The organism is Microvirga sp. KLBC 81, assembly GCF_003075415.1.
GTDB lineage: Bacteria > Pseudomonadota > Alphaproteobacteria > Rhizobiales > Beijerinckiaceae > Microvirga.
Genome location: NZ_QDAH01000030.1, coordinates 24539 through 43770 on the forward strand (window position 1 = coordinate 24539; position 19232 = coordinate 43770).

The 19232-nt window shown below is 62.6% G+C and carries 16 protein-coding genes; 4 read left to right on the top strand and 12 right to left on the bottom strand.

Features of this window, described 5'->3' with window-relative positions:
* Positions 1–22: 22 nt before the first annotated feature.
* Positions 23–1030, bottom strand: coding sequence for a tripartite tricarboxylate transporter substrate binding protein (locus DC522_RS18075; protein ID WP_116530069.1), 1008 nt, complete (start codon positions 1028–1030; stop codon positions 23–25).
* 772 nt (positions 1031–1802) lie between these two features.
* On the opposite strand from DC522_RS18075, the gene DC522_RS18080 reads away from it, so the two are divergent.
* The gene (locus DC522_RS18080; RefSeq protein WP_165820199.1) at positions 1803–2633 is read left to right on the top strand and encodes a sugar phosphate isomerase/epimerase; all 831 of its coding nucleotides are present in this window, start codon (positions 1803–1805) and stop codon (positions 2631–2633) included.
* 135 nt (positions 2634–2768) lie between these two features.
* Here the strand turns inward: DC522_RS18080 and DC522_RS18085 are convergent, their stop codons facing one another.
* The 5 genes from DC522_RS18085 to tcuA form a co-directional block, all read right to left on the bottom strand.
* Positions 2769–3491, bottom strand: a complete 723-nt coding sequence (locus DC522_RS18085; RefSeq protein ID WP_116530071.1) for an SDR family oxidoreductase — start codon at positions 3489–3491, stop codon at positions 2769–2771.
* A 1094-nt stretch (positions 3492–4585) separates the two neighbouring features.
* Positions 4586–5137 carry an IS6 family transposase gene (locus DC522_RS18090; RefSeq protein WP_245444277.1) on the bottom strand — a complete coding sequence of 184 codons (552 nt, stop codon included), beginning with the start codon at positions 5135–5137 and terminating at the stop codon, positions 4586–4588.
* Positions 5138–5443: 306 nt separating this feature from the next.
* On the bottom strand, positions 5444–6409 hold the full coding sequence (locus tag DC522_RS18095) for a tripartite tricarboxylate transporter substrate binding protein (RefSeq protein WP_116530073.1): 966 nt from the start codon (positions 6407–6409) through the stop codon (positions 5444–5446).
* Between the two features lie 64 nt (positions 6410–6473).
* On the bottom strand, positions 6474–7631 hold the full coding sequence (tcuB, locus tag DC522_RS18100) for a tricarballylate utilization 4Fe-4S protein TcuB (RefSeq protein WP_116530074.1): 1158 nt from the start codon (positions 7629–7631) through the stop codon (positions 6474–6476).
* Positions 7618–9006 carry an FAD-dependent tricarballylate dehydrogenase TcuA gene (tcuA, locus tag DC522_RS18105; RefSeq protein ID WP_116530094.1) on the bottom strand — a complete coding sequence of 463 codons (1389 nt, stop codon included), beginning with the start codon at positions 9004–9006 and terminating at the stop codon, positions 7618–7620. Before tcuA ends, tcuB begins: the two co-directional genes overlap by 14 nt.
* A 400-nt stretch (positions 9007–9406) precedes the next feature.
* On the opposite strand from tcuA, the gene DC522_RS18110 reads away from it, so the two are divergent.
* A complete protein-coding gene (locus tag DC522_RS18110; RefSeq protein WP_116530075.1) occupies positions 9407–10087 on the top strand; it encodes a GntR family transcriptional regulator in 681 nt (226 codons plus the stop codon).
* A 308-nt stretch (positions 10088–10395) separates the two neighbouring features.
* Positions 10396–11031, top strand: a complete 636-nt coding sequence (locus DC522_RS18115) for a LysE family translocator (RefSeq protein ID WP_116530076.1) — start codon at positions 10396–10398, stop codon at positions 11029–11031.
* A 150-nt stretch (positions 11032–11181) separates the two neighbouring features.
* On the opposite strand, the gene DC522_RS18120 is transcribed toward DC522_RS18115, so the two are convergent.
* The 5 genes from DC522_RS18120 to DC522_RS18140 form a co-directional block, all read right to left on the bottom strand.
* The gene (locus DC522_RS18120) at positions 11182–12651 is read right to left on the bottom strand and encodes a multicopper oxidase family protein (protein ID WP_205769673.1); all 1470 of its coding nucleotides are present in this window, start codon (positions 12649–12651) and stop codon (positions 11182–11184) included.
* Positions 12652–12709: 58 nt separating this feature from the next.
* A complete protein-coding gene (locus tag DC522_RS18125) occupies positions 12710–13954 on the bottom strand; it encodes a MalY/PatB family protein (RefSeq protein ID WP_245444279.1) in 1245 nt (414 codons plus the stop codon).
* A 48-nt stretch (positions 13955–14002) separates the two neighbouring features.
* Entirely contained in the window at positions 14003–14746 is a 744-nt protein-coding gene (locus DC522_RS18130) for an SDR family oxidoreductase (RefSeq protein ID WP_116530096.1), read from the bottom strand.
* A 75-nt stretch (positions 14747–14821) separates the two neighbouring features.
* The gene (locus DC522_RS18135) at positions 14822–16045 is read right to left on the bottom strand and encodes an MFS transporter (protein ID WP_116530078.1); all 1224 of its coding nucleotides are present in this window, start codon (positions 16043–16045) and stop codon (positions 14822–14824) included.
* Between the two features lie 8 nt (positions 16046–16053).
* Positions 16054–17373, bottom strand: coding sequence for a tetratricopeptide repeat protein (locus tag DC522_RS18140; RefSeq protein ID WP_116530079.1), 1320 nt, complete (start codon positions 17371–17373; stop codon positions 16054–16056).
* Between the two features lie 128 nt (positions 17374–17501).
* Between DC522_RS18140 and DC522_RS18145 the strand changes: the two genes are divergently transcribed.
* Positions 17502–18329 carry a helix-turn-helix domain-containing protein gene (locus tag DC522_RS18145; RefSeq protein ID WP_116530080.1) on the top strand — a complete coding sequence of 276 codons (828 nt, stop codon included), beginning with the start codon at positions 17502–17504 and terminating at the stop codon, positions 18327–18329.
* A gap of 413 nt (positions 18330–18742) precedes the next feature.
* Here DC522_RS18145 and DC522_RS18150 read toward each other — a convergent pair whose 3' ends face one another.
* On the bottom strand, positions 18743–19033 hold the full coding sequence (locus tag DC522_RS18150; protein WP_116530081.1) for a M48 family metallopeptidase: 291 nt from the start codon (positions 19031–19033) through the stop codon (positions 18743–18745).
* Positions 19034–19232 lie beyond the last annotated feature (199 nt).

Here is a 19232-nt window from a genome sequence, read left to right on the forward strand (position 1 = left end):
CCCGCCGCCATTTCCAGTGGACTCAAGGCTTAGCGATGCCGAATGTGTCAGGAGATTTCTTGGCGACGCCAAGTTCGTAGAGCTTCCAGCTCATGGCGTCCTCCATTTTCTGAAGGCTCTTTTCGGCTGCGTCGCCGTATTCACCATAAAGCTCGAACATACGCTCGCTCTTCAGCGACTGCACCTTTGGGTCATCCATCGCCTTTACGAAGGCCGCGTCGATCTTGGCCACGATCTCCGGAGGAGTATCCTTCGGGATGGCCATGCCAAGCCACTGGCGAGCGGGGATCTTCTGAATGTCGGGATACTTGGCGCCTGCCGCCGGAATCATCCCGATCTTCGGAAACTCGAAGGGCTTCATTTCGATCATCGCAAGCGGGCGCAGCTTGCCGGCGCGGATGAACTCGGTCTGTTCGGCAATACCGGTCACAACCGCATCGGCTTCGCCAGTGAGACCTGCCATATGCGCCGGGCCGCTGCCGTCATACGGGATGTAGTTCAGTTCGACGCCGGCGGCCTGCCCAAGAGCAAGGGCCTTCATGTGCCAGACGCAGCCGATGGGGCAATGCGCGACCTTCACCCCCTTCGGATTTTTTCTTGAGGCCTCGATCAGATCATCAAGATTCTTATAAGGGGAATCCGCTCTAACGGAGATTACGCCCGGCGCGCCCGCTACGATGTACCAGCGCCAGTCTTTTGTCCCGGTGCTGTGGAACTCCATGGCCTTGACGATCTGTTGCGCTTCCGAGGCGCCAAGCCAAGTGTAACCGTCATGAGGCTGCGACCAGACGTGATTCATTGCGACGCCGCCGCCGCCGCCCGTGCGGTTGGATACGTTGATCTTGCCGCCGAGATGCTTCTCCATAGCCTGCGCAAGGTAGCGGTTCGTCGTATCCGTACCGCCGCCAGCTGCAGCCCATACCGACAGATCGATTGGCCGCGACGGAAAGTTCTGTGCCAATGCAGATGATGACAGCATCATCGCACCCGCAACAAAGATTGCCTTCTTGAGCCATTTCCTTGACTGCATCGTTTTCTCCCTTAGCGCCTGAACTCGCGTTTTTCTTCATGGTCGTCCATTGGCCGGAGTTGAGGGAAGATCCGGACGCATCTGTCCGATGTTCTCTGCACTCCGTCACTTGAGACCATTCGCTGGCATTTTGGCTTACGAAGCTTCTTCAAGAATTCTGATCGGCACTCCATGATGGAGGTCCGACCGCCAGTCTGCGCCGATCTCTTTGAAGTCCTCGAGGCACCTCCCGCGCGACAATGGCCACAAATTCGTTGCCACAGAAGAAGCGTAAATTTTATTTTGGTGGCAAGTCAACTCTCATTATGAGATTCGTACCGAAGAGGATCACGATTTGTTGTTTATGCCTCTTCCGGCGAGGAAGCCTTGAATCATGACCCAGCCGTTATTTTAGAACGCTTAAAGCGTCAAACTGGGTCAAGCTCCGCCTCTTCCCAATGCAAAATAGAGCGCAGAGAACCTTCAGAAAGGAGCTATCTTTTCACAATGTAAATTGCAATTTCCAGATATCCATCCTAACCTCGTCAAGACCTCGCCAATCCGGGAGGCTTCGTGGCCAGAGGCTGCAACAACATCGATAGGACATGACTCGGTGATGCTGGCCCATCCGGTCTTGGGAACGCCGGTTGCGCGGCCGCGCCGGAGTGTGGCGCCAGATGTGGCTGGTCGGAGGGAGCCTCGCCCGACATCGCCATTGCCTTCCGATCCGAGCCTTTCGTGCCCGGGAACACCACAACCTGGAGCGATACCGCTACCTGCAAGGAAACCTTTCGTGATCAGACCCCTCGCCATCAATTGCTACTCCTACATCTGGCGCTACTCCGCCTGCGAGACACTTGCCCATCTTGCCGAGCACGGGCACCGTCGGTTCGAACTGATGGTGAACTGGCCGCATCTGTGGCCATCCGCGATGGGACACGCCGCTCGGCGTCGGATCAGCCGTCTGCTCGAAGAGAAGAACCTCAAAGTCCTTTCGCTTGCGCCGCCGATGCTCGACCTGAATCTCGTCAGCAACTCCCCTGAGGTGCGGCGCTACTCCATCGACCATTATATCGACGTCATCCGTCTCGCAGGCGAATGGTGTACGCCCTGGGTCGTTGTGGTGCCCGGGAAAATCCATCCCCTGCTCCCGCTGCCGTCGCATTTCAGGGACAAGTGGTTCGAGGATGCCCTCGAAGAGATGGACCGCGCGGCGGAAGCCGAAGGCGTCAAGCTGACGATCGAGAACGTGCCGTCGTCTTACCTGCCGCATGCCGACGACCTCATGCGGCGTCTCACGGAGATCGGCAATCCGCGCCTGGGCGTGACCTATGATGTCGCGAATGCCGTCTTCGTCAGAGAGGATCCGGCGGAGGGGCTGCGTGTCGTCGCGCCGAAACTGGAGTTCGTGCATCTGTCGGATACGGGCGTCACCACATGGGCTCACTCGACCATCGGCACAGGCGTGGTTCCATTCGACAGGATCGCTGTCGCCCTCGACGATATTGGATTCACCGGCCCCTCCACGCTCGAAGTCATTTCCCAGACTCCGGACGATGACATTGCGGCAAGCTGCGAAGCCCTCTCGGCTTTCGGCTGGAGCACGGCCGATGAGGCCCGATGAGCCGCGGCCTGTCTCCAATCTTCAATGCCCCAATGATAGAGACGCATGCCGGGCCAGCGCGCGATCCAGCCGCCTCCCGGTTTCATGACAGAGGAGCCGCACCGGGCTCCCCTAACGTTGGCGAATGTCCGGTTTTTAGATCAGGCCGCCATTGGGCTGCACGACCTGACCATGGACCCACGATGCCCTGTCGGACGCGAGAAAGCTGACGACATCGGCAACCTCCTCGGGGCGACCCACCCGGTTGAACGGGCTCAGGGCGGCGGAGCGCATGATCGCCTCCTCGGTCTTCCCGGAGCGGAACAGGTCAGTGTCCACCGGGCCGGGCGCAACCGCGTTGACCCGCACGCCGCGGCCTGCGAGTTCCTTTCCCATGGAGCGGACGAGGCATTCGACCGCCGCCTTCGTGGCGCTGTAGGGGCCGACGCCCGGAACTGCATGGCGCACAAGCGACGTGGTCAGGGCGATGATCGTGCCGCCATCGGCGACTCTTTGCGCCGCCTGATTCAGAATGTTGAAGGCCCCGATAAGATTGACTTCGACGAGCCGCCGGAAAGTATCCAGCGCGAACTGCGCCATCGGAGCCGGCGGCACGTTGATGCCGGCATTTGCGACGACGCAGTGCGGTGCATGGCCGAAATCCTTCTCGACATCGGCGAAGACCTTGGCGACAGCCACCGAGTCGGCGATATCGACCTGATATGCCTTAAAACTGGCGCCATCGACGACGGGCAGCTCGCGTGGGGCCTCGCTCACATAGGTGAGTGCCACGTCAAAACCGTCACGCGCCAATGCATTGACACTTGCAGCGCCAATCCCGCGCGATCCTCCGAAAACAAGAGCAACTTTCCGTTTCATCAGTATCCCTCGAAAATGTGCCTCAAACACAAGGAGGCAATTCTGGATTATCGATTGCCATGAAGGCGTTGCTCGCCTCCGGAGCTTCTTTCGTTTCGGCCGCCGTCACGAAAGAGGCGTCGGCCGCATTCGAGATCAGGCACCTCGTTGAAGGAGTTCGGGATGATCCCTCCGTCACTGATTGAGCAAACCCGTGAAACGCTCACCTTACACGGGCCGGGATAAGGCTTGCCCGGTTGCTCCAGGCTTACCTGTGAAGGGACGTAATGATTGCCAGAACGGTGAGAAGACCTGCGAAGATGGCAGGGTCGCCCGAAGACCGCAGCGGCATCTACTTCCCCGATTTATCCCGCGGTGCAGACCGCAATCCTCGTTGGGATTTGCTCGTTTCAATAACAGGATCGATGATGTTTCCTTCGTTCCATGGAGCACTTTCAAAACGAAACTGTAGCCCCTACTCGACCTTGCCCCCACCGTGCCAATGCCACTGTTGTTCATGTTCAATTTAGGCTGTTTTCTATCTATACGGCAAGCGTTTTCTTGTTGTGGGAACATTCCGCCCATCGATAAGCCGATCAGGGTACCGAGCGGTTGAGTTCCTGGATTTGGTGCTCTGCCTTTGGAACAATCGCAGTTCATAGGCTGACTGGCACGCAAGACGAGCGGGCCACCGCTTCTGAAGGATTCAGTAATGTACAATCAGTTCTCACAAAGCAGCAACATAGTCGCGTGTTTATTTAGCCTTTCAGAAGCTGCAGTTCGCGCCCAATATCTGGCGCTGCTTTGGAGCTGGGCTGCGAAACGAGTAGTCGGCTGTTTTGCTCCCTGCCGGGCACCCTGAGGCGTGGCATCGCCCTTCAGCAGCGGTGCATATGGCTGATATTCGCGCTCAATTGGCATGCCCCAGTTCAGGGATATGGGCCTAGGAGCGGTCAATGCTTTATGAGGCTTCGTTGCATCAACTTGGAAAGGCACGACGGAACCGGCCAGGAGAATCTCTTCAGGCGACGCGGCCGAAAACCTCGTTCCAAGACGGACTTCGCCTGTTGGTCGAGGCAGTTGTAGAACGGAGTGCCCCCGGCAGATCGTTCACGTCACTCGCAACCCTTGTGCGTAGTACGCGCCGTTCTCATCCGTCGAAAGCCGCACATCGGCCGGATCAAGCACCCGGGTGCGCCGAGGTCAGCCTCGATGACGTTGTTGGGATATTTCGGGGTCCGATGCTCGACATCGTTTCGACTGTAACCCCTCGCGTTGTAAGCGCGGATTGCCTTCGGGTAGGAGGCCAGCCCGTCAGTGGTGATCGAGGACGGCGGATAATCTCTCATCGTCATCAGAGCTTTTTGCAGGAACCGATAGGCGGCTCGGGTACTGCGGTGATCTGAGAGCATGAAGTCGGTCAGTTGCCCATGCTTGTCGACAGCCCGAAACAGATATCTCCAGCGCTCGCCAGCGCGCATGTAGGTCTCGTCCACCCTCCACGAGCCGGATCGATATCCTTGATACTGGCGGACTCTCTTTGCAATTTCCGGAGCATGGCGCTGAACCCAGCTGAAGACCGTGGAGGGATCAACTTCTACGCCGCACTCCTGCACCATCTCGGCCAGATCGCGATAGCTGACGCCGTACTTCCAGTACCAGCGCACACAACAGGATGATCTCGACCGAAAGCGACAGCGCCTGAATAGGAATAACAGGGCGGCTGCCCGAGGAGCCGCCCTTCCCCTAAACTCCCCAGGTTAGCGCAACAGTCCCGACGGGGTCGTCGAGCAACGATCAGGCGGTTCTGGTTGGATAGATCCCCCAAGGAACGAGTAAGGGTCTTAGCGGCTGGCGATCCTCTCGATTGCCACAAAGCATAAAGAAGGCGCCCTTGCCAGCGCGCCTTCTAAAATATCGTTGATTTGGAGTTCAGCTGATCCCCGACAGGAGGATACGGAAGTTCCCGGCGACTATTTCACCAGTCCGACGTCTTTGAGCACGGCGGTGGTCCGAGCCTGCTCCGCTTTGACGAACTCGTCGAGCGCTGGCCCCGTCAGGAAGATGTCGTCCCAGCCTTTCGTCGTGAGCGTTTTCTTCCATGCTTCGGATTTGGCGAGATCCTCGAACATCTTCGTGAGCCGCGCGCGGTCTTCCGCAGCAATTCCGGGCGGGGCAACGATCATGCGCCAGTTGGAGAGCTCGAGGTCAATCCCGCTTTCCTTCAACGTCGGCGCATCCACATCGGGCAGGCGGTTCGGCGTGGAGACAGCCAGCAAACGGAGCTTGCCGGCCTTGACTTGGCTCATGAACTCGCTGAGCGAGTTGATACCGGCAGTCACCTTGCCGCCAAGAAGGGCCCCCAGAGACTCGCCGCCCCCTGAAAAGGCAATATAGTTGGTCTTGCTGGGGTCGGCTCCGACGTTCTTCGTGATCAAGGCTGCCAGGATATGGTCCGGTCCGCCAGCCGATCCGCCGGCCCAGGTTACCTTCGCGGGATCGGCTTTGATCATCTCGCCAAGCTCCTTCATCGACTTGATCGGAGAAGCCGCTGGAACTGCAATCGCCTGCCACTCGCCAGTGAGACGGGCGATCGGCGTGACTTGGTCGATCGTTACGGGTGACTTGTTGGTAGCGATTGCGCCAACCATCACATACCCGCTTGCCATCAGTTGGGTTGCATCACCCTTCGCGCTGTTCACGAACTGGGCGATTCCGATCGTTCCACCCGCGCCCGGCACGTTGTTGACCTGAACGGACTTGGCAAGACCGGTCTCCGCAAGAGCCTGAGCGACCGAGCGAGCGGTCTGGTCCCAACCACCACCGGGAGCAGCGGGCGCCATAATCTTCAAGCTCGGGGCTTCGGCCGCTGCCGCTGACGGCAGGGCTGCGCCCGCTATCAACATCAATCCAATAAGTGTTCTGCGGTTGAACTTCATGTTCGTCTCCTCTTGATTGAATTTGCCGGCCGGCGTTTCCGACCATTGGCCAGTTAATGTCTCGTCACGCCCCCGCTTTAGCGTCCGGGACAGCAAGAGCCTTGGCCTTCGACGGAGTTGGCTCGTGGAGCGAACGGCGCTCCTTGGCGTAGCGAACAAGTGCGCCGAAGCGATAGATGCCGTGAACGAACTTGCTATAGGGCATGGTGATGAAGAAGCCGAACACGAAACCCATGTGCAGGGCGAGCATCGTTCCCATCGCCGGCGTCGCCCGCAGTACCAGGAGCAGCAGGCCGGTCAGGCTCACCAGGAACAGCATCACGATGAAAGCCATCTCCATGCTGCGCCCGTTCTCGTCCCTCAGGGCCGGATCACGCTTGAACTTCGCCCACATGAGGCCTGCCGGCCCGATGACGAGCCCGATCCCTCCAAGTGTTCCGAGGACCACGGGCAGGTCGTACCAAGGATAGGGGGCCTGCATACCGAGCAGATAGTGATAAAGGGTCGCCGTGCTCGTCGCAGCGAGGCAGAGAAAGAAGCCGTAGAAAGTCAGGTGGTGGAAGAGGCGGCGCCGATCGGACGGCCGATCATCCTCATTGAAGCAGCCCGGTCCGCCACCATCCAGGTAACGCAACGCCATGGTGTCCTTCATGGCTTGCCAGACGGAGACGCCGTTGGTCAGCGTCTCGCGCGTCTCACCGATGTCGCGCCAGAACATGCGAAAGCCCATGATCATCGCCGCGATGGCGTAGAAGAACGCAGCGCCGAACACGCCGGCCATCGCGTTGTGCGACATGATCCGGTAGAACGCGCCAGGTCCCGTCTGCACCCCGAACATCACCGCCGGGTCGTTGATTGCCATCAGACCGAAGAAGAAAACGCCGACACTGAGGGCCGCGATGAGGCTGATCGCCAAACCGTTCCGTTCGAAGAGCGGAGCCAACATCCGGGGCCAGGCGTAGAATCTGTAGGTGTCGTTACGGACCTTCGCGAGCGTCTGCGGCACGTTGACGTTGAACTCATGCGGAGGCGAGAACTGGCAGTCGGTGTAGCAGGCTCCGCAGCTGTGGCAGAGATTGGCCAGATAATTGAGGTCGCCGTCCGAGAAGGCGCGCCGCATCTCCATCGCCGGGAAGACGGCGCAGAGTCCTTCACAGTAGCGGCAGGAGTTGCAGACCGTCATCAGACGGTCGGCTTCTTCAAGAGCTTTAGTCGCGTGCATTTTTAGCAGCCTCTCGTCCGGCGATGCGCCCGAAGACGCTGCCGATTGTCATTCCGATACCGGCGGCATAGCCCTTGCCGAGAACGTTGCCCGCCATGATCTCTCCGGCGGCAAACATGTTGGCTGAAGGCTTGCCGTCGGCCATGAGCATCCGCGCCTCTTTATTCACGCGCGTGCCCAGATAGGTGAAAGTGATGCCGGGACGGACCGGGTAGGCATAGAAGGGAGCGGTACGGATTGGCCGCGCCCAGTGGCTCTTTGGCGGCGTCAGTCCTTCCGTCCGGCAATCATCCAGGATTGTGTGGTCGAAGGTGCCGGGCCGCACGGCTTGGTTGAAGGTCTCGACGGTTGTCTCGAGAGCATGGGGGTCGAGCCCGAGCTTTCCGGCAAGCTCTCTGATGCTGTCCGCCTTCACGGGTGGATAAAGCGACGGCATGAAGAGTTCGAGCGAGGGCCCGTCGAAGATGATGTAGGCGATCTGGTCCGGCTGGGTGGCGACAAGGCGCCCCCAGATGGCGTACCGCTTCGGCCAGATATCCTCGCCTTCATCGTAAAAGCGCTCCGCGTTCTTGTTCACCACGATACCGAACACGACGCAGTCGAGCCGGGTGATGATGCCGCCGTCGAATCTTGGTGCGCGCGCGTCAATGGCAACGAAGTGCCCCTGAGTGGGATCACCGATCTGCTGCACTCCCTTGTCCAGCAGCATTTTCAGTACCGATCCACGGTTATAGGGCGTGCCGCGAACGAGAATGTTGTCGGCGACCTCGCCCCAATATTGCTTCAGCCACTCGATGTTGGCCTCAAAGCCGCCGGCGGCCGCAACAAGACTTGACGCGCGCGCCGCATGCCGCTGCCCGTCATAACTGACAGTGGCTGACAGGAACATGCCATCGCGAATGTCCAGATCGACGACCTCGGCCTCGTAGACGATCTCGACCCCCAGGCTCTCTGCCGTGAGGTAGAGTGCATTGAGCATCGCCCGCCCTCCCCCAAGGAAGAACGAGTTGGTACGGCCGAGGCTCAGCGTCCCTCCGAGGGATGGCTGCCAGCGAACGCCCTGCTCGACGATCCAACGGAGGATCTCCTTGGATTCGCCGATCATGAAGCGGGCAAGTTCCTCGTCTGTCTGGCCGCCCGTGACCCGCAGCAGATCCTCCCAGAACTCGTCTTCCGTGTAGGGGCCAGTCAAGATCTCGGTGGCCGTGTCATGGGCACAGCGCATGTTTCGCGTGTGGCGCGTGTTGCCGCCGCGGTAGAACTTGGGCGCTGCTTCGAGCACAAGCACTGAGGCACCGGAACGACGAGCGCTAATGGCAGCACAGAGAGCGGCGTTTCCGCCGCCGATAACCAGGACATCGTATTTGCGCGTCAGTACGGCCGGAACCGCCCCGGGCTGCCCTGCCGCGCGTGCAACCGACGTTACATGTTTCGGCGGAAAATCTCTCGACACCGCAGTTTCGCTCTTCATCGCCTAGTCCCCAGCACTTCCTTGTCGGAGGCAGTTTACGCCGCCCTTCTGTGCGGCTTCGCGTTCGTTGAACCGGCACCGCAAAGCAGCGATTGGATCTCTTATGCCGCCGGACAAAAGCCGCCATCGAGGCACGTCCCGTCTGGAGCCCCCGCCCTGCATTCGAACGGAGGCTGCCTTGCGGCTAGCCCAATCTCGGCTTGATTTTTGTACCCCTTTGTATACAAAAATATCCAGACGTACTCCCTAGTCAAGCGGAATGTCTGATGCTTGATAGGAGGCATCAGCACCCTCAGGAGCGTGGATGGCAGATCAACCATTGAAGGAACTGGAACTGGTTGATCGGAGCAATGGTCTTCCGCTGAGCGAGGCCGTGTTCCGGTCCCTCTGCCAAGCCTTACGTGTGGGTCTCTACCGGCCTGGTGATCGGTTGCGGGAGGAGGACGTTGCCCAGCGACTAAAGGTCAGCCGTACACCGGTGCGCGAAGCCTTTGGGCGCCTGATGGCGAAAGGCCTCGTAGAGCCTGCAGGCGGTCGAGGCCTTATCGTCCGCAGCTTGGGAATAACCGAGGTGCTGGAGCTCTACGCCATGCGAGAAATCTTGGAAGGCGCAGCAGCCCGCTTGGCCGCGCAGCATGCCTCGCAGTTGGAGATCGAAGCGCTTCTCGACTTGGAGAATGCCTTCGAAGCCCGCGCGAGTGACCCTGCCGAAATGGCTAGGCTCAACAGGGCCTTGCACGAGGCAATCTTCCGGGCTGCCCGAAACCGCTATCTCGACAGTGCCTTGCAGGAGCTTCAGGATGGGATTGCGCTGCTCGGCGTGACCACATTCAGCATCACGGGCAGGCCCTCGACAGCGGCTAAGGAGCACCGTGCCCTCATTGAAGCCATCGCCGCACGCGACGCAGACCGTGCAGAGCGGCTTGCAAGGTTGCATATTGGTGAAGCCTTGCGATCTCGCCTGAAGCTGTTGCAGGACCGCTAGGCAGCACCAGGGCCAGATCGACCGAGCGAGCGACAGGTTCTTCCGGGGACGTCACCGCAGCCCGATCGGCAGCGGCCTGGGCCTCGCCATCGTCGAGGAAGCGCTCAATCGGGCCAACGCCCGTTTCGTCCTGCGCAACCGCCACGACCGCCATGGATTGCGGGCAGGGCCTAGCCTGCCCGCTTCCTGATCCCACCGGGGCACCAAGGGCCGTCGCACCGCCTGCGGGAAATAGTACCGGCGATGCCGACGTTGGGATATCGAGGCGACAACGGCGTCCGTGCCATGCACCCTTCGGAAGGAAAGCCATGCTTCAAGCATACCTCATGACGCTCGCGGCCGTGGCGCTCGGGCAGATCACCCCGGGACCGAACCTGATGGCCGTCGCAGGGGTGGCCCTTGGCCAGGGACGCCGGTCGGCCTTCTTCCTGACGCTCGGTATCGCGACGGCGATCTTCATCTGGGGCACCGTGGCGGCATTCGGATTGGCGACGATCCTGAAGCTCTATCCATCACTCCTGACTGTCATGAAGTTCCTTGGAGGTAGCTATCTCTGTTTCCTTGCGGTGAAGTCCCTGACGGCGGCCTGGCGTGGGGGCGACCCACGCATCCAGGCCCATTACGCTGATTGGACGTCCCTCGGCGCTTGGAGTCGCGGCTTGCTGGTCAATCTCACCAACCCGAAATCCGCCCTGCTGTGGAGTGCGGTCGCGACCTTCCTGTATGGATCGGGCCTGTCCACCTCCCAGGTACTCGGCTTCGCCCCCATCGGCTTTGCCTCGGCGGTGCTGGTCTACGGTATCTACAGCGTGCTGTTCTCGAGTGGACTGGCCAAGCGCGCCTATGCCCGGTTCGCACGGGGCATCGAGATCCTCTTCGGATGTGCCTTCGGTGCAATCGGCGGCAAACTTGTTGTGGATGCTGTTCGCGAGGTCACGAATTAGCCGAGGGGATCCATGCGAGGTCAGTGCAATGGCTCCATACGGACGATGCGTGAGACATCACGGATCGTTCCGCTTCAGGACATGCGAAATGACCGCAACGATCCGGCGTTAGGAAGCAGAACTGACGACACACGGGGGGCGGGGCAAACATTAACGGACGACGAACTGCCCCATCATCCCGTTGTCCTCGTGTTCGAGGATGTGGCAGTGATACATGAAGGGCGCTGCCACCGCAGGCTGCGTAAACCGCACAAGAAGCTCGACCGGCTCCTGCGCCACAACCGTGTCCCTGAGGCCCTGATCGCGAGGGCCCGGGGGCGCACCGTTGCGACTGAGCACCTCGAAATGGACGCCGTGGATGTGGAACGGGTGGGCCATCATCTCGCCCGAGACCTCCCAGATCTCCACGTCCCCAAGCCTGACCTCTTCGTCGATCCGCTCCATGTCGTACGCGCGGCCGTTGATGCCGTGCATGCCCATGCCGCCACCCATCATGCCCCTCATCATTCCGCCCATGCCCATCGTCATGGCGAAGCGCCGCCGGCCAACGGCGCGCGACGCGTCCAGACGCTCATGCGCCACGAGACGCTCCGGCACCCTCGCTCCGGTCGCCGCCCCACCCTGAGGCTCGAACCTGAGGACGGGCTCCCATCCATGGCCAATGAGGTCCGAGGCACGGGCCAGCATGCCCATCATCATGGGAGCATTGGTATCCGGCCCCGTCTCAAGCACCACGGGTCGGCCATCCGCGAAATCGACGAGGATCTCGGCCCGCTCGCCCGGCGCAAGGCTCAGGGACCGCAGCTCGATCGGCCTCTCAAGAAGGCCGCCCTCCGAAGCGATCCAGTGGAACGACCGATTGTCCCCGAACGCGAGATCATAGATCCGGGCGTTCGAGCCGATCACCAGCCGGAGCCGAACCAGCCGGCGCGGCACGCGGGTCACCGGATTGGCGGTTCCGTTGACCAGCAGGGTGTCACCCCGCCGTCCGTGCATGAGCGTCATCATTCCCTCGGGAAGAATGAGCCGTCCACTCTCGAACTGCCGGTCCTGCAGGACCAGGGGCAGGTCATCGACGCCGTATTCCGACGGCAGTCCGAGGGCCTTCTCGTCATCATCGGTGACGAGCAGGAGGCCTGCGAGGCCGGCATAGACCTGCTCCGCCGTGCGGCCATGCACGTGCGAGTGATACCAGAGGGTCGCCGCGGGTTGGCGGATCGGGAGCACCGGCCGCCATGTGGCGCCCGGGCGGATCATCTGGTGAGGGCCGCCATCGAGTTCCCCAGGGATGAGCAGGCCATGCCAATGGACGCTGGTCTCCTCGCCGAGCGCGTTCGTGACGGCGATCTCCACGTCGTCGCCGCGGTGGACGCGCAGCGTCGGGCCAAGATAGCTCCCGTTGTAGCCAAGCGTCCGGCTCTCCCGCCCTGGGAAGAAAGAGGTGCGGCCGGCTTGCGCCTTGAGCGATATCGACTGACCCTGGCTGCGGGCATCGATCAGCTCGGGAATCCGCAGTTCCCGCGGCTCGGCAGCCGCCCCCCGCCACGAGGATGAGGCAGCAAAGGCGGTGCCTCCAGCCAGGGCGGCGCCGGCCAGGAAAGAGCGGCGCGTGAGCATCATGGATCGTCCCTCCTCAGGATAAGCGAGATGATCGAAACGACCGGCACCTCTCCATCATTCACGAATGGGAGGTGACGGCACTCGTGATGCGGATGATCGCTTCATCGACCGTCGCTCTGGGGCAGCCGAGATTGACCCGCATGAAGCCTTCGCCCTCAACACCGAATTTGGAGCCAGGATCGAGCCACACCCCGGCCCTGGTGAGCATGAACGTCCTGAGCTCAGGTGCCGTCAGGCCAAGCCCCCGGCAGTCCATCCAGGACAAATAGAGGGAATCCGATGAAAGGACCCTGATCCTCGCCGTGGCATTGTTGATTGCGCTCGCGAAGTGGTCACGATTGGCGCGGACATAATCCAGCATGGCATCAAGCCAGGACTCCCCATGGGTATAGGCGGCCTCCGCCGCGACCATCCCGAGGACATTCACCTGACCGGAGCCATTTCTCTCGAGCTGGCGGCGCAGTTCCTCACGGAGCCGCTTGTTGGGCACGATGACGTTCGCCGTCTGGAGGCCGGCAAGGTTGAAGGTCTTGCTCGGCGCCGTGCACGTGATGCTGTTGTGTGCGAACGCTTCGCCCAACGACGCAAACGGAACATGCCGCTTCCGCGGGTTCAGGACGAAGTCCTCATGGATCTCGTCCGCGACGACCAGCACGCCGCGACGCGCGCAGATCTCGCCCATCGTCCGGAGGTCCTCCTCGGACCAGACGTTCCCGGTGGGATTGTGAGGACTGCATAGAATGAAGATCTTCGTGTTGTCGCGAATGGCGGCTTCGAAGACGTGCTCGTCGAACCGGTATCCGTCATCCGAAAGGACGAGCGGGGCATAGGCCAGACGCCGGCCGTTCAGAACCGGATCATCATGGAAATGGGCGTAGACGGGTGGCTGGATCAGGATCGTGTCACCAGGCTGAGAAAAGGCCTGGATGATCGTCTTCAATGCCGTGACGACACCCGGGGTTTGCAGGAGCCATTCCGGCGAGACATCCCAGCCGAAGCGCTTGGCCTGCCAGTGGATGACGGCATCGACATAGGATTTCGATGCGCCGCCGGGATAGCCGAGGATGCCGTGCTGGACGGCATCCATGAGGGCATCGAGGACGGGTTGGGGAGCCTTGAAGTCCATGTCGGCGACCCACATCGGCAGTGGATCGGCGGCGCACTCCTCCGGCGTCAGCAGTTTGCCGGAAAAGGCCCACTTTACCGAATTGGAGGAGCGTCGATCGATCACCTCGTCGAAATCGAAGCCCTTCTCGGCTCTACCGGGACCACGACGATTGAAGGCTGTCACAGGGCTGTTCACTTGCACGTCCTTTGATCGAATTGAGAGCTGATCGTTCGGCACCATGGCCTAGAGTTCCGCGCGTCCGCCGTCGACGACGATCTCGGTCCCCAGCATGTAGCTCGAGCTCTCGCTGGCCAGGAACAGCACCGCCGCGGCGATCTCCTCCGGCCGGCCCATCCGTCCGAGCGGAACCTGCGCACCGACCCTGGTAGCGTAGGCGCGGAACTCCTCGTCCGTCTGGTTCTTCCCACGGTGGATCGGTGTCTCGATCGAGCCGGGACTGACCGCGTTCACCCGGATCCTCCGCTCCAGGAGTTCGGCGGACAGGGTCCGCGCGAAGGAGCGGACTGCCGCCTTCGATGCCGAAAGGAGCGAGCGCCCGGGCGCTCCCACCTGGTTGAGCCAGGAGGTGTTGAGGATGATCGAGGAGCCCGATGGCATCAGAGGCAGCGCGGCCTGCACGGAGAAGAAGACGCCCTCCACATTGACGTCCATCAACCGGTCGTACATCGCCTCGTCGGTGCTCTCGATGGGCGTGCCGAAGGCGACGCCGGCGTTGGCGAACAGGATATCGAGTGAGCCGAAGGCCTCCTTCAGCTCCTGTTGCATGCGGCGGAGGTCCTCCCGCGAGGTCACGTCGGCGCGTATGGCAAGGGCAGCGTCGCCCAGTTCGGCGCGAGCGCTCTCAAGTTTCTCCGGGTTGGTTCCGGTGATGGCAACCCTGGCACCGTTGTCTTGCAGCAGCCGCGCAGTCGCGAGGCCGATACCGCTCGATCCGCCGGTGATGAGCGCTGTCTTCCCGTGAAGCATGAACATGAACCTTTCCCGTCAGGTACTGGCTATCCCTGCCCAAGCGGACGATCGTGGCTTGGTGCCTTGTGCATCTCATCCGATCGCTCGGCCGGGGCGGGATGACGCCGTGGGGGCAAGAGCCGCAACCGCCACCGCGAGGGGGAAGAACGACACCCACAGGACCGTGTCCCATCCGTAGGTTGTCAGCAGGCTCCCGGACGAGAACGAGCCCACGGCCATCGTGCCGAACACCAGGAAGTCGTTGAGCGACTGCACCCGCGTCCGCTCCTCGGGGCGGTGGCATTCCAGCACGAGCGCCGAAGCGCCCACGAAGCCGAAGTTCCAGCCGACGCCGAGCAGGATCAGGGTCAGCCAGAAATGCGCCACGTCCACCCCCGTCAACCCGATCGCGGCGGAGACGGCCGTCAGGGCCAATCCGGCGGCCACCACGCGGGGCGCGCCGAAGCGCGTGATCAATCGCCCGGTGAAGAAGCCTGGGCCGTACATGGCGATGATGTGCCATTGCAGGCCCAGATTGGACGATTCCTGCGACAGGCCGCACAGGCGCATCGCCAAGGGAGCGGCCGTCATGATGAAGTTCATGAGCGTGTAGGACACGACCCCGCAGATTACGGCGGTGATGAAGCGGGGCTGGCGCACAATGGCGCTGAGCGGACGGCCGCCCGCCACTTCCGCGGCTGTGGGCATCGGAACTCGGACGCCGAGCAGGACGAGAGCGGACACGGCCGCAACCGCGGCCTGCGCCAAGAACGTCGCCGCGAACAGGTAGGGCTGCCATAGGTCCATGGTGTAGGTGACAAGCTGCGGACCGATGACCCCGGCGAACACCCCACCCGCCATGACGGTGGACAGCGCCCGCGGGCGGCGCTCCGGCGGGACGCAATCGGCAGCGGCGAAGCGGAACGACAGGACCACGGCGGCGTAGGCCCCGCCGAAGAACATCGCCGCGCAGAACAGCCAGAACGAACCCAGCACGACCGCAAGGCTGGCCAGGAGGCCTACAAGCACGCCAGACCCCGTTCCCATCAGGAACGCGGCGCGGCGGCCATGGCGCCGGGCGATGCCCCCAGCCGGCAGGGTGCAGGCCGCCATGCCCACCACGAAGATGGAGATCGGCAGCGTCGCCAGCGCCTGGCTGGGCGCGAGCATGTTGCCGACGATGGCCCCGGTGGCGTACACCACCGCCGAGTTGGCCCCTCCGAGCGCCTGCGCGATCGCAAGCCTCCAAACAGCGGCATCGCCGGACCGGACCGCGGGCCCGACCCCGGCTACGGCATTGGCGTTCACCTGTGACATGGGGTTCCTCAGGCGGCGAGCAGGCCGTGCCAGCGGGTGTCGCGCGGCGACGGGCGACGGTGCAGGCGGCGGTCGAGCAGCGCACGCGCCTTCACGGCCTCGCCGCTGCGCATTAGGGCCAAGAGCAGCATGTCCTCGATCATCTCGCGCTGGGCGCCGCTGCCGCCGATGCGCACGACCTCGGCCGCGACCGGCTCCAGGAGGCGCACACAGCCCGCGTAATCCTCCTCCGCGAAGGCCAAGGCGGCGCGGCAGAGCGCCGGCACCACGGGTCCTGCGGCGAGAGCGCCGGCCTCGATCAGCTCCATCTGGGCCTTCACACGCTCCTCGACCGCGGCCTTGTCACCGGTCGCTGCCGCGAGGAGAGCCATGTGCACATCGGCGAAGGCAAAACCCGCCTTCTGGAAGTATCCCCCGGAATAGGCTGCGGCGTCCTCCCACAGCCCGGCCGGCACGGTGTGGCCGTAGGCCTTCAGCCGCCACAGGAACGAGGCGGTGTCGCTGACCACGTTGACCGGCATCCCGGCCGTGACCGACGGCTGGATGTAATCGGCGTAGATGGCCAGGGCCTGCTCCGGATCGCCGCGCTCCAGCGCACCGAGCGCGGAGTGCCAGGCGATGTGGCTGTGGAGGATGCCGGCACGGTCGTAGCCCGGCAGCCAGTCCGCGATTAGCTTCTCGGCTTCATCGTGCGCGCCGCCCTCGTACATGGCGTGCGAGAGCGCGTGCGCCGCATTGGCGTTGTTTCTGCGCAGGTCATAGCCGCGCTGCGTCAGCGCCCGCCCGAGCGCGACGTTGCCGTTCTCGGCATGGGCCCAGCCCCGGTAGGTGAGGAACCACCAATCGTCGGCATCGAAATGGCGGGCGTGGCGCTCGCACAGGTCCACCCGCGCCTGGTCGTGGTCGGCCATCCCGGAGAAGGCGAAGAGCCCGAAGGCGCCGAGCGGCAGCGACAGGATCAGGACGTCGCGCGGCCAGATGTCGGCATGCGCGAGCGCCCGCTCCAGCGCCTTGGCCGAGTGGCCGTTGATGGCCAGCGACAGGATCTCCACATGGCTGCGCTCGCGCTCGGTCCCGCGCCGGGCGACGATCTCCTCCGCCGCAGCGATCCGCGCCCGGGCCTTGGCCAGCTCGGCCCGGATGGCGTGCAGACGGGCGCGCGCCGCATGGGCGAGAGCGAAGTCCGGGTCGGCCGCGATGGCCTCGTCCAGGACCTCCGCGGCACCCGGCCAGGCCGAGAGGAGCAGGTCAACCCCGTGCCGGTAGCGGTCGGCCGCGCGGTCGGACGGCGTCGAGAGGGGCAGGCCGCGGCTATCGAAGCGGGTCATGGCAGGTCCTCGTTCTGGGATCGGCGGGCATCCGCGCGTGTCCGAGCCGTTTATACGCGATCGCCGCCTGTCCGTATTTTGACAGCCTGCCAGATGATGTAGAATAACCGCCAAACTGGAGGCCGAGCATGACCTGGGAGACGATTGAGGCACCACCCGGCTTAGGCCCGCCGCAACCGATGACCGTGCGTGCCCAGACGATCCCGGCGCGCCACTCCTTCCCGGAGCACGCCCACGGCTGGAACCAGATGGTGTACGCGATCTCCGGCGTGCTGACGGTGGCGGTGGAGGGGCGCTCCTTCGTGATCTCACCGGAGCAGGCGGTCTGGCTGCCGACCGGCCTGCGCCACCGGGTCGGATCCCTGCTCGGGGCCGAGTTCCGCAGCCTCTGGATCGCCGCCGAGGCCGGCCGTGGCCTGCCAGGGAGCCCGACCGTGTTCGCCGTCACGCCGCTGCTCAAGGCGCTCATCGTCGAGGCCACCGCGATCGAGGGCGAGGCGGAGCGTGACGGCTATGCCGGCCGGGTGACCGACCTGATCCTCGACCAGCTCCGGCGCGCCCGGCCCCTCCCGGGCGCGCTCCCGTGGCCGCGCGGGGGATCCTCCCTAACGGCTTTGTGCGAGGCGCTCTACGCGGACCCGGCCGACCCGCGCGGGTCGGAGGCGTGGGGCCGGGAGCTCGGGATGTCGGAACGGACCTTGGCCCGCCGCTTCGAGGCGGAGGTAGGCCTGAGCCTGCGCTCCTGGCGGCGGCGCCTGCGGCTGTTCAAGGCAATCGAGCTGCTGGGCGGCGGCCTGGACGTGACCCGCACGGCCCTGGAGCTCGGCTACGGCTCGACCTCGGCCTTCGTGTACGCGTTCCGGACCGAGATGGGGTGCAGCCCCCAGGCCTACATGCGCGGACGTATCGCGGATCGGAGCTCCCTGCGCCGTCAGGTCGGCGGCTCGTCGTCCTGAGCCCTACGGATGCTCACTTCAGGGCTGCCGGACATCTTGCATCTCGCGCTCATATCCGCGGCTTCCTCGTGTGGTCAGAACCCTCTCACGAAGCGTCGCAGAGAAGAAGCAAGATATTCCCCTATCCGAAGCGCTTTCTCAGGCCATTGAGAACGATGTCGACAATTTTATCCGCTTCATCTTCCCGGGCGATCGCGTCCACAAAAACGGCCGCATCCGACAAGAGAGGACTTCGACGTGGTCGGTGCAGGGTCAATTCAAAGGAAGCCCGCCGATTGGATATCACGGAACGCCGGAGGATATGGCGGCGCTCGATGTCTGTCTGGCCTCCGATCAATCGAGCTACACGATGAGCCACGTCAATCTCGTGGATGGAGAATTTCGGCTCTCACCTCTCTTCTCGTTCCCAAATTCTACGTAAATGACCCTGTCTCGCCAGCGCGGGGAAGGGCGCGCCTCGCCTCGTTAAGCCAGAAGGCCGCCTCATCGTGTCGCCAGTTCAGCCGCAAGGCGCTGCGGAAATCGCTGATTGCCTGTTCGTATAGGCCGAGACTGAGCAGAATACGACCGCGGATGAGGTGGAAGCGAACGGTATGAGGGGGAGTATTTCTAAGTTTGAGCAAGGATAGCACGAGCCTCCAGTAAGCAATGAAGCCAGAGAATGGCATTTTTGGTCGGCTCATGCTGTTCTGTTCGTTGGACATCGTCTTTTTTCCTAAGGGCGTATACTGGTCTCGCCCAGTTCAGCTCGGCAAAGCGGAACGGCATTCCTAGAGGTCACGAAAAAATTGGCATTGCTCTTCCTTTGGGGAAATCGAAAAGCGCACGACTTGTCGAAATTGCGCAGAAAACCTAGCGTTTCGAGGGTTTTCAGATCCGAACGGCTTTCGAATGGTGAGAGGC